Consider the following 13,697-nt stretch of genomic DNA (forward strand, 5'->3'; position numbering starts at 1 on the left):
CCGAACGATCCCCTCCAACGTGATGTCGGCGTTCCGTTGTGCAGCACAGACCATACTCGGCAGACCATCGTTCACCGGACGACAGCCGATGACCCGTCTCCCGTCAACGGATCCGGGTGACCAGACCCCGATCGCCATCGACCCTGATGCGATCACCGGTCTGGAAGGTCTGGGTGCCGATCAAGGTGTTCACCACGCAGGGCAGGCCGTACTCGCGCGCCACCACGGCGCCGTGGGACACCGAGCTGCCGATATCGGTGACCAGAGCGGCGATCACGGTGAAGTACGGTGTCCAGCCGACGTCGGTCACGGGTGCCACGAGAATCTCGCCGGGACGCACCGCCCCTGCGTCGTGGACCGATTTCGCCACCCGCACGGTGCCCTCGACCACGCCTCGACTCGCCGGACGGCCGATGACCGTGTCATCGTCGCCGAGTTCTCCGGCGTGCGGTGTCGCGATCCGTGGTCTCGGTCGTCCCACCGAGACGTCGTCGAATTCGAGCGCGTCCTGGTAGGGGAGGGCATCTCGGCGTTTCGCCGCACGCCGGACCAGCTCGGTGATGTCGTCGTCGCCCACCACTTGCGCCAGCTCGGAGCGGTCGAAGAAGAACACGAGATCGGCATCGGGCAGCCGGCCGGTGCGCTGGAGCAGCTCGCCGAGACCACGGTATCCACGCTTGAGCGCATGGGCCATGAGCGCCATCTTCGCCTTGGTCTGTTCGCGCCCGCGGGCCCCACCCCTGGCCAGCCGGGCCAGCAGTTCGATCGGCTTCTTCGGCTTGTCGTGCACTGTCTCGGGGGCCGGAACGCGCTCGGAGGACACGAGCGAGGCGCGCAGCATGGCCTGCATCATCGACCCCAGACCGGCCGGATCGTCCGCCCAGGACGGGTCGCGCATACACAGCTCGCGGTATCCGCGGTGGCCGTGCCTACCGAGGAACTCGCGCAACCCGGAGCCAGCGCTGTCGGCGCACAGATTGCGAACGGCCACATCGGGTGCGTGGGCGAGGAACCGTTGTGCCTCCGGCTGATCGTCAGCCAGCGTCGCGACCACCGACCGCAGCTGCTGGAGCATCAACGCGCTCTCGACATCGTCGGCGCCGGCCATCAGGCGCATGGCCTCGGCGCGACCGTCGGTTTCGGTACGGCCCTGCCGGACGGCCCGGCCGATCAGGGTGCTCTCCAGCATGTTGGCCGCGACAGCGGCACGCGACGACGACCGCACATGGATGAGCGTGACGTCACAGTAGAGCTCGACCCCGGATTCCAGGGCGCGCAACATCTCTCGCGCATCGGTGGTGGCGGGGATGCGGAATCGCGCGATCCGGTCGTCCAGTCGGCGGATCGCGGGGCCGACCGACAGTGCGTGGCTGACCAGTCGAATCGTGTTGCCGAGCTTGCGGATGAACGGTTGTGCGGGTTTGGCTTCGAGTTCGTCGATCACCCGACCGCATATCGACATCGAGAATTGTTCGCGCGAGTTGCCGAGGATGCCCGAACTCAGGGCCGTCCCCTCGGTCAGGTTCAAGAACATGTGGCCGTAGAAGTAGCCGACCTGCAACCAGGGCATCTCGTAGCGCGGCTGGGCCCGTGCCACCACCTGAGTTGTCTGCATCGCGAAATCGATGGCGTAGCCGGACACCGACGCCGTCAGTGGACAGAAGGCACCCGGCATCATCTCCCCGATGTTGCAGCGGGTGTAGACGTGGTCGTCACCGGCCACCGGGGAGTCCATCTCGTTCAGATCGCCGGGCAGGGTGGTGATGGGGCGGGCCTGTAACCACCACAGCGTTCCCGCTCGGTCGATGGCCCATTCGAGATCCATCGGCATGCCCCAATGCCGTGCGGCCTGCAGCGCTCCGGTACGGATCGCGGTGATCTCCGCGGTGCTCAGGATCGGCGTTCCTGCGCATTCGGACAGTGCGATCGTCCCATCGGCGTCGAGCACGAGGTGGTCCGACGAGGCCGACCCGTCGACCAGCGCCTCGCCGAGACCGGCGACGGAGTCGATGATCATCAGGTCGCGCCGTCCGGTGGTGGGATCGGCCGTGAACACCACGCCTGCTGCGCGGGCGTCCACCATCTGCTGCACCACCAGATGCATGGTGGCCTCATCGTGCCCGCTGTATGCCGACGCCCGTTGTGTACCGACGGACTCGGTACACCGGCGCACCGCGGCGACGAACTCGTCGACGCTGCCGACGTTCAGCACGGTCTCGTACTGTCCGGCGAAGGATTGCTCGACCCCATCCTCACCGAGGGCCGAGGAGCGCACCGCGACGGGAACCGCTCCCGCGGAAGCCATTTGGGTGAAGCGGCCGACCGCGTCGACGATGGTGTCGCGCTGTGCGGCATCGGCGAGGACGAACCCGACCGGTACGGCCAGACCGATCCGGCGCAGTTCTGCCAGTCCGGCCGCCTTGCCGCCGAGGCTGTCGTCGGTGATGTCGTCGAACTCCACGATCGGCGACGTCACCATCGGGCCCCTTAAAATACGATACGGAAGGTATTGTAATTATGTTCGGCATCATGACAGCAGATGGCCACGCGGTTGGCAAGACCGCGCTCCGATCTCCGATCTGATCACCGAGGGGTGTCCACCGGTCAGCCGCGCGTGTTGATCACTTGCTCGGCGACGTCGGCCAGTTTGATATTGCTGTCCTGGGACAGCTTGCGCAGCAAGGAAAAAGCCTGCACGTCATCGACCTTGAAGCGTTCCATGATGATCCCCTTGGCCTGCCCGATGCGGTCGCGGCTGGCGACCGCCGACTCGAGCTCCTCACTCTGGCGGCTTGAAAGGATTGCCGCGGCGGCATGGGCGGCCAACACCATGCCCGTGGTCTCGGCGCGGGCGGTCCAGACGTTGGGGTGAAAGCTGAAGAGATTCAGTGCTCCCGCCGTGCGGTTGGCGGTGTATAGCTTGAAGGACAGGCCGCTGCGCACGCCGTACTGCAGGGCCGCCGGTGAATACTTCGGCCAGCGTGGCTCGTCGCGGAAGTCGTCGGTGCGCACCACGATGTCATCCAGCGCCGCCTGCATGCAGGGTCCCTCGCCGAAGGTGACCTGTAGCTCGTCGAGCTTGTTGGGCAGGTCGCTGGTGGTTGCCAGCGACTCGTAGGTCGAGTTCTTGCCGATCAGCAGGATTCCCGCGGTGTCGGCCTCCGGGATCAACTCGATGGCCGCTGACGTGACATCGCGCAGCACGTCCTCGACACTCTGCAGAGCGACGGCACGGGCCAGCTCGGCCATCCGATGGGCCAGGTCGCCATGGGAGTCAAACGTCATTCCGCCACCCTAGAAGGGTGCGGCGTCCAGGTACAGTTTGGTCCCACCCGTGTGCGGGTAACGCGACCTCAGTGTCGGTGATGACAGGCTGCGTGATCTCGGCACGAGGTGGGCTCGGGTTTGGTCGGCAGCCGCGTTAAGAAGTCAGCGGGACCAGAGTCTCACCGTTGCGCTCAGATCGTTCCCGCCCTCATCGCTCCGCGGCCAAGGTGTTTCGGCGGAGCGCGGACAGCATTCGGCCAAACTGGCGGCCCCGTCGTGGTCCAATGGCGGCAGGGCTGCCGTACCACCTGGGCCGGCAGAGGGGAGAGTCTGCTGTGGGCGATGCCGGTGCGGTCGCCACGTTCGGACGATGGTGGCGACAACCCGGCCGCTATGACTGGCTCGTCGAGCTGGTGCAGGACAGTGGCTATGGACGGCTCGCCCGATTGGGCGTCGGGGCGTCCTGCGTCGCCATCGGGGCGTGGCCGGTACTGATGGCATTCAGCGACCAGGGCGTTGTATCGCCCGTCATCCGCATCGTGACCATATTGTGCGGTGTGCTGGCAATCTTGCTCGGCTGGTGGTGGTTTGCCGGGTGGCCCACCTACCAGCAGTCAAGGTTCATAGTCATCGTCCTGAACGCCAGCATCGCCCTCACGTGCGTGCTGTATGTACTCGACGACAGTCCCGTCACCGGGACGCTGGCGTTCGCGCTCACCGCCACGTATGTGGCCGGCCTACACACGCTGCCGCATCTGACGATCGTGTTGGGGTTGGCCACGGTGCCGATCGTCCTGCGTATCGTTTCAGAGGCGCTGGCGGGCGACCTCTATGAAGGATTGGCCGACGGTCTGCTGCGGCTGACCGCGGTGACGGTGGTGCCGATCACCCTGCGCCTGTTGTTGCAACTGCTCAGCGACGCGGCCGTCGACTCCGATATCGATCCGTTGACGGGACTGGCGAATCGGCGCGGTCTGTTGCGATCGGTCGGCCAGCTCGTGGGGACCGCGGCAGACGGCGGTCGCCTCCAGATTTCCCTGACGATGCTCGATATCGACAATTTCAAGGCGATCAACGACACCCATGGACATGCCACCGGGGACGGCGTGCTGGTGACGCTGTCCCGGTTGATGCGCATGAACTGTGCCGACCATGCGGTGATCGCGCGCGTCGGCGGTGAGGAGTTCGCGATCGTGGCGATCGGACCCATCGATGATGCGGTGGTGGTGGCCGAGCGGCTGTGCGGCCAGTTCCATCGGGCTCCGGCCCGCTTCACCGTCAGCATCGGCATTGCAGGCGCCGCGCTCCAGCACGGCGCACCCGTCGACACCATCGCGCTCACCGAACAGCTTCTCGATGCCGCCGACCGGGCGATGTACAGCGCCAAGCGCGCCGGCGGTGACCGAGTTCAGATCGCAGTCGGATGAACCGCAGGTGAGGATGGGGCGGTGAGCGGGTACTCCTGAGCCGCGGCAGCGGGTCGCGTGGTGGGGAGGATCGCGATGCTGGGTTGGCTGGACCGTGTGCAACAGCGCAGCCGCGCTGCCGGATTCGCGATCGCGGTGGTCTACAAGTATGTCGATGACCAGGCCAATTATCTGGCCGCGCTGATCACCTATTACACCTTCGTCTCGCTCTTCCCGGTCCTGATGCTGCTCACCACGGCACTCGGGGTCGTCCTGCGCGATCGGCCGCAGTGGCGTGATCAGATCGTCGACTCCGCCATCAGCCAGTTTCCGCTGCTGGGGGACCAGATGAGCGAACCCAATGCACTCAGCGGCGGCACCACGGCCGTCGTCGTCGGCATCATCGGCGCCCTCTACGGCGGCCTGGGCGCCGGTACCGCGCTGCAGAACGCGATGGACACCATCTGGGCGGTGCCGCGCTATGTGCGGCCCGACCCGATCAGGGCCCGGCTGCGCAGCCTGATGCTGCTGCTTGTGCTCGGATCGGCGCTCATCGCCACCACGGTCCTCACCGCGGTGGGCCGCAGCTGGGAAGATCTGGGTTTCCTCGGCACGAGCGCGGTGGTCGTCGCCTCGCTGGCCCTCAACACCGCGGTCTGCGTCATCGCGTTCCGCGTCACGACGGTGCGCGAACTGACGGTGCGGCAGGTGTTGCCGGGTGCGCTGATCGGCGCGTGCCTGTGGCAGGTCCTGCAGTGGTTCGGAGCCTCCTACGTCACCCATGTCGTCGGTTCGGCCAGTGTCACCAACAGTGTGTTCGCCATTGTCCTCGGCCTGTTGGCCTTTCTGTACCTGGTCTCCACATCGCTGTTGATATGCGCCCAGATCAATGCGGTCCGGGTCGACCGACTACATCCCCGAGCACTGCTGACCCCGTTCACCGACAATGTCGAGCTGACCGCGGCGGACCGGCGCATGTATTCCGGGCAGGCGGAGGCGCAGCAGGCCAAGGGTTTTCAGCGAGTGGACGTCAGCTTCGACGAGGTACCCGTCGATGAGGAGGTTTCCCGGCGCGACGGTGAGGGTATGGCCGGAGCCAGTCATTGAGCGGTCGGGCGTTTGCCGACCAACCCCTCTCCAGATGGGAGCATGTTTGTGAGTGCCACCGGTAAGGCGAAGTCCGCGACTCGGTTCGGACTCAAGGTGCAACGCAGGATCGTGATCGCACAGGCCCTGTGGTGGCCCACCCTCATTCTCGGCGGAATCGCCGCCGGGGCGACGGTGCTCACCGCGGCCCGTCGACGTGCTGCGCCACAACCGGTTTCGGTGCCGCAGCCAATCACCGGCGCCTACTGAGCTGCCCGCGAGCGGACCATTCAATCGAGTGACTCGCCCCGGTGTTTCTCGACGACGTCCGGGGCGACCTCGCGTGTCGCCATGCCACCGGTACGGCCCTGGTCGGTCGGGCCAGGCGGCGGAACTTCGTCGGTCTCGCTGCCGGGGTCGGTATCGGTCTTGTCGGGGTGATCGCTCATGGTCGGGGGATGCCCGCGGCGCCGGTCGGTCAATCCCCGGAGCGGGCGGTAAAGGACAATCGAGCCCATGCAGCAGGACGCGAAGACCATCGTGATCACGGGGGCCGGCAGCGGCATCGGGCGAGCGTGCGCACGCTCCCTGCTCGGCGCGGGCCATCGGGTCGTCCTGGCGGGCCGGCATACCGAGAGGCTGGTCGAGGCCGCGCAGGGCAGTCCGGATGCGCTCGTCGTAGCCACCGATGTCGCCGATCCCGATTCCGTGGATGCGTTGTTCGCGCAGGCCGTCGATCAATTCGGGCGGGTCGATGTGCTGTTCAACAACGCCGGTGTTTTCGGCCCGCGCGCGTCGATCACCGATATCGATGACGAGCAGTGGCACACCGTGTGGCGCACCAATGTCGACGGTGCGGTGTTCTGTGCACGTGCCGCGGCACGGACGATGATCGCGCAGGCGCCGCGCGGCGGGCGCATCATCAACAACGGGTCCCTCGCGGCGCACCGGCCGCGGCCCGACAGCGTGGCCTACGCCGTCACCAAGCATGCGATCAGCGGGTTGACGGCGTCCATGCTGCTCGATCTCCGGGATGTCGATATCGATGTCACGCAGATCGACATCGGCAATGCCGCCACCGAGATGACCGCCGGATTCGCCGAGGCATCCATCGACGTGGCGCACGTGGCCGAGATGATCACCCATATCGTGGGCCTGCCGGTCGACGTGTCGGTGCCGACCATCACCGTCATGGCCCGCGGGATGAAGTACGTCGGGCGTGGTTGACGTGCCGTCCCGCTATGTCGTCAACTGCTCGATGTTGTTCGCCGACGTGCCGTTGTTGCGACGACCACAGGCCGCCCGAGAGGCCGGGTTCGACGCTGTCGAGTTCTGGTGGCCGTTCGAGTTGGCGGTGCCGACGGACGCCGAGGTGCAGGCATTCGTCCGTGCTATCCAGGATGCCGGTGTGCAGTTGGCCGCGCTGAACCTCGCCGGCGGTGACATGACGGCGGGGGAGCGCGGGCTCGCGTCGATTCCGGATCGTCGAAACGTGTTCCGCGACAACGCCGATATCGCATTCGGTATCGCCGAGCAGCTGGGTGTCGGCGCTCTGAACGCCCTCTATGGGAATCGGCGACCCGATATCAGCGCCGCGGCGCAGGACGAAATGGCGGCGGAGAACCTGGCCCACGTGGCAGAAATGGCCGAGCGCATCGGCGCGGTCATTCTGATCGAACCGCTCAGCGGCATCGAGGCGTATCCGTTGCGCACGGCAGCGCACGCGGTCGCGGTGATCGACAGGGTGGGCACACCGGCCATGCGATTGCTCGCCGACCTCTATCACCTCGGTGTCAACGGTGACGATATCGCGGCTGCCATAGCGACGTTCGGCGATCGGATCGGCCACGTCCAGATTGCCGACGACCCGGGCCGGGCTGAGCCCGGCACCGGGACGATCGACTTCGACGGTCTTCTCGCGCAGCTTTTCGCCCGCGGCTACCGCGGGCATGTCAGTCTCGAGTACCGACCGACCGCGCCCGACCCATTCGGGTGGTTACCCAGAGATCGGCGCGGCGGCAGCCCCTGGGATCAGTCGGCGGCGCGGTCGAATTCGTAACGCTGCGCGACAGCGATCAGCTCTTCGCGCACCGTCGAATGGGGCATGGCGTTGATTCGCGCGTAGAGACGGCGCCGGTTGTTGGCCCGCTTCATATCAGCACGAAACTTCGCGAACGACATTCTTCTCACTCCCTCAAAGTGCCCTGGGTCACAGAGCTTGCGTTTCAAATCCGTTGTCACAGCGGGGATCACCCGATATGAACAACACCTCGATCGTCGGTGTTAATTCTGTGTAAAGCAAGTTTCGACGTGTGAGTTTGACTACAACGCACACTGGTCAGGCGGTGCTCAGTGTCAGCAGGGTGATCTCGCTGGGCGCGAAGATCCGGAACGGCGGGCCCCAGTAACCCGTGCCACGGCTGGTGTAGAGCTGGGTCCGCTCGCCATGTGTGCTCAGTCCCTGCACGACGGGTTGCTCGAGTCGCACCAGGTAGTTGAAGGGCCAGATCTGGCCACCGTGGGTGTGGCCGGATATCTGCAGATCCACCCCGGCGGCCACCGCATGGCGGATCTGCTTGGGCTGATGTGCCAGCAGCAGGATGGGTGCGCCGTCTTCGGCTCCGTCCAGCGCCGCGGCGAGATCCTGGCCGTGACCGCTGACACCAGAGCCGGCCGCCGTGGCATCGTCGATCCCGGCCACCACCAACGTGTCACCACCGCGCTGCACGGTCACGTGCCGATTGTGCAGGGAACTCCACCCGATGGATTCCAGGTAATCCAGCCACTCCTGAGCCTCACTGAAGTACTCGTGGTTGCCGGTCACGTATGTGCGCGTCGCAGCGGTGATCTTTGCCAACGGCGCGGCCTGCTCGCGGCGCATCTCGACCGTGCCGTCGGCGATGTCACCGACGTGGCAGACGATGTCCGCATCGAGCTCGTTGACCCTTTCCACCACCGCGGCAGACCAGCGCGACCGGTTGATGGGGCCGTAGTGGGTGTCGGTGATGATCGCCACCCGCAAGCCGTCGAGGCCGGGACCCAACCGCGGTATCCGGACCGGGACCCGGCGAACCCGCGGGATCCGCATCGCTTCGTAGTGGCCCCAGCCCAGCAATACGGTCGCCACCACGATGACCGCGACGGCGATCAGGCGAGACCGCAGCGGCTCATCGACTCCCAAGCCGATGAGCGGCAGCCGCGCGATGTTGCCGAGAACCGACCAGACGAACACCACCCAGACCATGCCGAGCAGCACGTCCCCGATCGCGGACGGAACGTCACGGTGTTTTCCGTGCCCGGTGAATATCAGCACCGGCAGCGCCACCAGTGCGGCCGCGAAAACCAGCGTTGCCGCCACCGTGACCGGCATCGGCCAACCGCCGGCGACCACCAGCGTCCACCAGGGGACGCCGAAAAGGAGTCCGACCACCAGCGATACCACTGCGAACCGGCGCCAGTGCCGCGACTCCCGCGCAGGGGCATGGCCGGCTTCTTCGACGATTTCGGCTGGGTTATCGGTCATGGCACCTCGATCGCGCTGGTGGGTTTGGAAACGACGGTACCGAGCACGGGCGACCAGGCATGATGTCGAACGCGCTGTCCATGATCAGGCGGGGCGCGTAGGCTGATCACATCCGGCTTTTTGCTCGGAGGTTAAGAGTCAGCCTTTGAGTCATCGCGCCCTACCAAGTATTGGTCTGCGAGGCATCATGACTGATCCAGGCTCTATCATCGTCAAAACCACCTGGTTGGACTCGACGGTGATCATGAATTGTGTCGGCGATCTCGACATCACAACCGCCGCAGTGCTCGAACGACAGATCGATGAGGTCCTCAAGTGCGGGCCCGACGCGATCGTCGTCGACCTGACCGAACTCGACTTTCTGGCCGCTCGCGGCATGAATGTGCTGATCCGTGCCAACGGCAGGCTGGGTGGCCGGGTGAAATTCCTGGTGGTCGCCGATGGCCCCAAGACCCGGCGGCCCATGACGCTGATCGGCGTCGACAGCCAGGTGACACTGCACAGCACCCGCGACACCGCCCTCGCTGCGGCTGCCAACCCGGACCCGCTGGCCAGTTCGATCTGATCGGCGGGCGGCTCAGCCCGGCAGTGTCTCTCCGCCGATGGGTGCCAGCACCTCACCGCTGTAGTACGACGACAGTCGTCCGGCGGCGAAGAAGACATACGACGGTGCAATCTCGTCGGGCTCCGCTGCCCGGCCCATGGGGGTCTGCTCACCAAAGGACTCCGTCTTCTCGGCATCCATCGTGGCGGGGATCAGCGGGGTCCACACCGGCCCCGGCGCAACGCAATTCACCCGAATTCCGCGGTCGCTGAGCGCCTGGGACAGCGAGTAGGTCAGGGCGATGACTGCACCTTTGGTCGCCGAATAGTCGATCAGCGTCTTGTTTCCGCGCAACCCGTTGATGGACCCGGTGTTGATGATCGACCCGCCAGGCGTCAGATGCGGCAGCGCGGCCTTGGTGACGTAGAAGAAGCTGTCGATGTTCACGGCGAAGGTGCGGCGCCACTGCTCGTCGGAAAGCTCGGTGAGGTCGTCGACCGGTGATTGGTAGGCGGCGTTGTTGACCAGGATGTCCAGGCCTCCCAGTGCAGACACCGACTCCTGCACGACCCGGCGACAGTGTGCCGGGTCGGCCAGATCTCCTGGGAGTGCCACGGCGCGGCGTCTCTGCGCCTCGACGAGCCCGACGGTGTGTGCGGCGTCAGCGTCCTCGTCGAGATAGGAAATCGCGACATCGGCCCCTTCCTTGGCGAATGCCGCTGCGACGGCGCGGCCGATCCCCGAGTCGCCACCTGTGATCAGAGCGCGCTTGCCGGCGAGCAGATCGCGGCCGACATAGTCGGCCATCTCGTCGCGGGGTGCGCGGTCCATCTCGTCCGTGCGACCCGGGTAGGGGATGACGCCATGCGGTGCTGGGTCGGAATGGGCGGCCATATCGTCCTTCGCTCGGGGTATGAGCCGACGAGATACCCCGACGTCCTGCCGCGAAACTGTGAACGCGTCAGCAATCCGTAAAGATCGGCAGGTGTCGGCGTCAGCGCTGCGTATGAACGATGTCACTGGCGTCGCGGCAGGCGTAGGCATGGGACATGACATCAGCTGTAGACGCCGCGATCGACGACCCCCTCCCACCTTCGGTTCCGCGCAATGCCGGTCACAGCGTTCCGGCCGCTGCGCTGCGCGATCGCCGGACAGCGAATTGGGTTCGTTCGCACGGTATATCGGTGACGGCATGTGATGACCGGGACCTTGACCTTGTGCGGTCAAACGGGATTCGGTCGCGACAGGTCATCTTCCGGTGCCCTGCCGCGCCCGCGACGCTGCGTCGTGCCGATGATCTGGGAGTCTCCCGGTTCGTCGTCACCACCGGTGCGCAGCTCACACGGCTCGCGACGTGTGCAGGGCGCAATCACTATGTGTACCTCGACGATGATGCCCCGCTGATGCTCGGAGATCCGAAGGTCAAGGTCATCGGGTTACACACCCGGGTGGACGATCAGGACTGGGCCGGCTCCGCGCAAAAGCTGGTGGCCAGGTCGGCGGTGCTGCTGGCATGCGGGTCCATGGTCAGGCGGATCATGCTCAGTGGTGGGCCGGTGGAGTTGTGGTTGGACGTCAACTGCGACAGGGCGCGGCAGATCGTGGCCGACGTCGACGCCGCGGTCCGTGCGGAGGCGGAATATTGGCATGTGCCGGCTCCCGCTGTCTCGATGGCGGCGCTGAGCACCGGTAACTGATCCCACCATTCCCGGACAGCACAATGGGCCCCGCGGCGCTGCGGGGCCCATTGTTTTGCTTGATGCTGCCTTGTTCTTGCGGAAACGGGTTACTTGGCGCTCTCGGCGCTCTTCTGCCGTGCCTCGGCGGCGCTGGCGGCGGCGCGGGCGGCGTCGGCCTGCGCTTCCTTCTTGGCGACGTTGCGCTCTGCCTCGGCCTTGTCCTGTTGGGCCCGTCCCTCTTCGCGAAGTCCGTCATTGCCGGAGACGATCCCGGCGACTTCCTTCACCTTGCCCTTGACGTCTTCGACGACACCACTCACGGCATTTTCGGGTCCGCTGTCAGCCATGGCGATTCCTTTCTACTGGGCGATATTCGCGAGGGCGATGTTCGCTGCGGTGTTAGTACCCGTCGCATTTCGGATCATTACAAATTGTGATGTGCGTCACTTTTGAGGTCGATCGCCATTTCGGTGGCGTTGCGGGTGCGTTCGGCGTTGATGCGGTAGTCGCGGTCGTGTTTTCGGGTGCGTTGGCGTCGTGGGATGTCGGGTTCGCGGCCGGGGTGATCGATGAGGCTGATGTGTCGCGTTCTCGGTATCGGGGTGTCGATGGTGTTGTGCGGGAACAGGATCGGTGCGAGCGGCATCGTTGTGTAGGTGTGCCCGTTCGGGGCGGTCCATTCGGTGGTGCCGTCGGGGTGGGCTTTGGGGGTCCAGCCGGTTTTCAGGGTTTTGAGTAGGTGGTGTTCTCGGCACAGCGGTCGTAGGTTGCCCGGGTGGGTGGCTCCGGCCGGCCACGGGGTGAGGTGGTCGAGGTCGCAGCGCTGGGCGGGCTTTCCGCAGCCGGGGAAGCAGCACGTCATCGATGTCATGCGGACAAAAGCCGCGAGCGCTGTCGAGGGTCGGTAGCGGGGTTCGGAACCCAGCTCGGTGGCACTGTTCAGGGACCGGACTTTTGCACCGGTCGCGATGAGCTCGGCCAGCAGGTGGGCGGGGATGATCGCCCCGTCCAGGGTGATCCCGGCGCCCAACCCAGGTCGAGTGCTGGCGGCCGGTGCGGCGGGGCGCTGGGCGGCGCTGCCATCGTGCGCGGCGGGCTCCTCAGCCGCCGGCTCGGCCACCGGCTGTGCCTGGTCCTCACCGGCCTCGGGCGTGCCGTGCACGGGTCCGGTCGACGGCGCGGGCCCCGAGGCTGGCGTCGCCCCGTTCCCGCTGTCGGGTTCTTGTCCGGTGAGCACGTAGATGGTCACCGCTCCGGCCCGAGGATCCTTCCCCGACCCAGCGCACTCAGGGTTACCGCACAGGCAGGTCAAGGTGTCGGCTCCGGCCAGGACTGCCGCCAGGGCATCGGCGCGGCGTTCGGCCACGGTCCGCGGATCGGCATCGCAGACACCGTGGGCGAGGTCGTTGAGCCGCGCTTGGCTGATCGCGGCGTCGGTGGTGCGCATGCGTCCCCAGAACGAGACGACACCGTCGGGGTCATCGCTATCGCCGAAGTCGATGTAGCGGTCTTTGGCCGCGGCCTTGGCCCGGATGACCGCGATCGGGTCGAACTTATGGACCCAGAAGTCGACCGCGGCGATCAGCGCGTTCTCCGATAAGGCGCCGTATTGGTGGGCGGTGCCGGCGATCCCGGCATCGATCAACGCCAACGCGTCCTCGTCGGTGACGAGGTGGGTGCGCCAGGTGATCGCATTGATCACCTTGGCCGACACCAACCCCCGCGCGAACACCTCCGCAGTACGGGGCAGCCTGTCACGCAAGGCCATCCCGATGCGCATCTGGGTGCTGGCGGCGCGCGGCCCGAGATTGCAGGCCGCGCTGATCTCGGCCTTCGCGTGGGCCCATCCGTCGATGAGCTTCAACGCCGATGACTCGTCTTCGTCCTCGCAGTGCCGTGCGGTGACCTCGGCGATCGCGGCCAGCCGCCGGGCCGCCGCAGCCGCTTCGGCACGGGTGGCATCGGTGACCTCGGCGATGAGCTCCCCATCGCTCAGCTCCGACAACCCCGATCTTTCGAACATATGGGCGAGTCTACTTCGGGGCCCCGACAAGATCGGCCGCCGAAACATTGGAACGGCCCCGGGAAACACACCGGGGCCGTTCCGTGGGCCTGGAGCACCCGCTCCGTAAAGATCGTTGCCGCCTCAGTACCCGAGGCGTGCGACGATACTAACCTCTTTGTGACACGGA

The 13,697-nt window shown here is 66.1% G+C and carries 15 protein-coding genes; 7 read left to right on the forward strand and 8 right to left on the reverse strand.

Annotated elements, in window-relative coordinates; translation table 11 throughout:
• Nucleotides 1-103: 103 nt before the first annotated feature.
• Entirely contained in the window at nt 104-2,479 is a 2,376-nt protein-coding gene (locus tag G154_RS22045) for a PEP/pyruvate-binding domain-containing protein (RefSeq protein ID WP_019514347.1), read from the reverse strand.
• A 125-nt stretch (nt 2,480-2,604) separates the two neighbouring features.
• On the reverse strand, nt 2,605-3,285 hold the full coding sequence (locus G154_RS22050; RefSeq protein ID WP_023985485.1) for a GAF and ANTAR domain-containing protein: 681 nt from the start codon (nt 3,283-3,285) through the stop codon (nt 2,605-2,607).
• 317 nt (nt 3,286-3,602) lie between these two features.
• Between G154_RS22050 and G154_RS25665 the strand changes: the two genes are divergently transcribed.
• The 3 genes from G154_RS25665 (at nt 3,603) to G154_RS22065 (ending at nt 6,029) form a co-directional block, all read left to right on the forward strand.
• Entirely contained in the window at nt 3,603-4,694 is a 1,092-nt protein-coding gene (locus G154_RS25665) for a GGDEF domain-containing protein (RefSeq protein ID WP_019514349.1), read from the forward strand.
• A 75-nt stretch (nt 4,695-4,769) separates the two neighbouring features.
• Entirely contained in the window at nt 4,770-5,780 is a 1,011-nt protein-coding gene (locus tag G154_RS22060) for a YihY/virulence factor BrkB family protein (protein ID WP_023985487.1), read from the forward strand.
• A 48-nt stretch (nt 5,781-5,828) separates the two neighbouring features.
• Nucleotides 5,829-6,029 (forward strand): hypothetical protein, encoded by a 201-nt coding sequence (locus tag G154_RS22065; protein ID WP_131701312.1) that lies wholly within the window; start codon nt 5,829-5,831, stop codon nt 6,027-6,029.
• A gap of 20 nt (nt 6,030-6,049) precedes the next feature.
• Here the strand turns inward: G154_RS22065 and G154_RS26865 are convergent, their stop codons facing one another.
• A complete protein-coding gene (locus tag G154_RS26865; protein ID WP_019514352.1) occupies nt 6,050-6,208 on the reverse strand; it encodes a hypothetical protein in 159 nt (52 codons plus the stop codon).
• A 67-nt stretch (nt 6,209-6,275) separates the two neighbouring features.
• Between G154_RS26865 and G154_RS22070 the strand changes: the two genes are divergently transcribed.
• Together G154_RS22070 and G154_RS22075 are read left to right on the forward strand one after the other, a co-directional pair.
• Nucleotides 6,276-6,986 carry an SDR family oxidoreductase gene (locus tag G154_RS22070; RefSeq protein WP_019514353.1) on the forward strand — a complete coding sequence of 237 codons (711 nt, stop codon included), beginning with the start codon at nt 6,276-6,278 and terminating at the stop codon, nt 6,984-6,986.
• Between the two features lie 31 nt (nt 6,987-7,017).
• Nucleotides 7,018-7,818, forward strand: a complete 801-nt coding sequence (locus G154_RS22075) for a hydroxypyruvate isomerase family protein (RefSeq protein ID WP_045546504.1) — start codon at nt 7,018-7,020, stop codon at nt 7,816-7,818.
• Here G154_RS22075 and G154_RS26590 read toward each other — a convergent pair.
• Together G154_RS26590 and G154_RS22080 are read right to left on the reverse strand one after the other, a co-directional pair.
• Nucleotides 7,791-7,940, reverse strand: a complete 150-nt coding sequence (locus G154_RS26590) for a hypothetical protein (protein WP_023985489.1) — start codon at nt 7,938-7,940, stop codon at nt 7,791-7,793. The two genes, G154_RS22075 and G154_RS26590, sit on opposite strands and share 28 nt — an antisense overlap.
• 157 nt (nt 7,941-8,097) lie before the next feature.
• Entirely contained in the window at nt 8,098-9,282 is a 1,185-nt protein-coding gene (locus tag G154_RS22080) for a metallophosphoesterase (protein WP_023985490.1), read from the reverse strand.
• A gap of 187 nt (nt 9,283-9,469) precedes the next feature.
• On the opposite strand from G154_RS22080, the gene G154_RS22085 reads away from it, so the two are divergent.
• Nucleotides 9,470-9,847 carry an STAS domain-containing protein gene (locus tag G154_RS22085; RefSeq protein ID WP_019514358.1) on the forward strand — a complete coding sequence of 126 codons (378 nt, stop codon included), beginning with the start codon at nt 9,470-9,472 and terminating at the stop codon, nt 9,845-9,847.
• 12 nt (nt 9,848-9,859) lie between these two features.
• Here the strand turns inward: G154_RS22085 and G154_RS22090 are convergent, their stop codons facing one another.
• Nucleotides 9,860-10,720 carry an SDR family oxidoreductase gene (locus G154_RS22090; RefSeq protein WP_019514359.1) on the reverse strand — a complete coding sequence of 287 codons (861 nt, stop codon included), beginning with the start codon at nt 10,718-10,720 and terminating at the stop codon, nt 9,860-9,862.
• A 323-nt stretch (nt 10,721-11,043) separates the two neighbouring features.
• Here G154_RS22090 and G154_RS22095 point away from each other — a divergent pair, with 323 nt between their 5' ends.
• Entirely contained in the window at nt 11,044-11,523 is a 480-nt protein-coding gene (locus G154_RS22095) for a hypothetical protein (protein ID WP_019514360.1), read from the forward strand.
• Between the two features lie 89 nt (nt 11,524-11,612).
• On the opposite strand, the gene G154_RS22100 is transcribed toward G154_RS22095, so the two are convergent.
• Together G154_RS22100 and G154_RS22105 are read right to left on the reverse strand one after the other, a co-directional pair.
• Entirely contained in the window at nt 11,613-11,852 is a 240-nt protein-coding gene (locus G154_RS22100; RefSeq protein WP_023985493.1) for a CsbD family protein, read from the reverse strand.
• 77 nt (nt 11,853-11,929) lie between these two features.
• Nucleotides 11,930-13,528, reverse strand: a complete 1,599-nt coding sequence (locus G154_RS22105) for an HNH endonuclease signature motif containing protein (protein ID WP_019514362.1) — start codon at nt 13,526-13,528, stop codon at nt 11,930-11,932.
• Nucleotides 13,529-13,697 lie beyond the last annotated feature (169 nt).

Origin of the sequence: Mycobacterium sp. VKM Ac-1816D, assembly GCF_000416385.1 — a bacterium.
GTDB lineage: Bacteria > Actinomycetota > Actinomycetes > Mycobacteriales > Mycobacteriaceae > Mycobacterium > Mycobacterium neoaurum_A.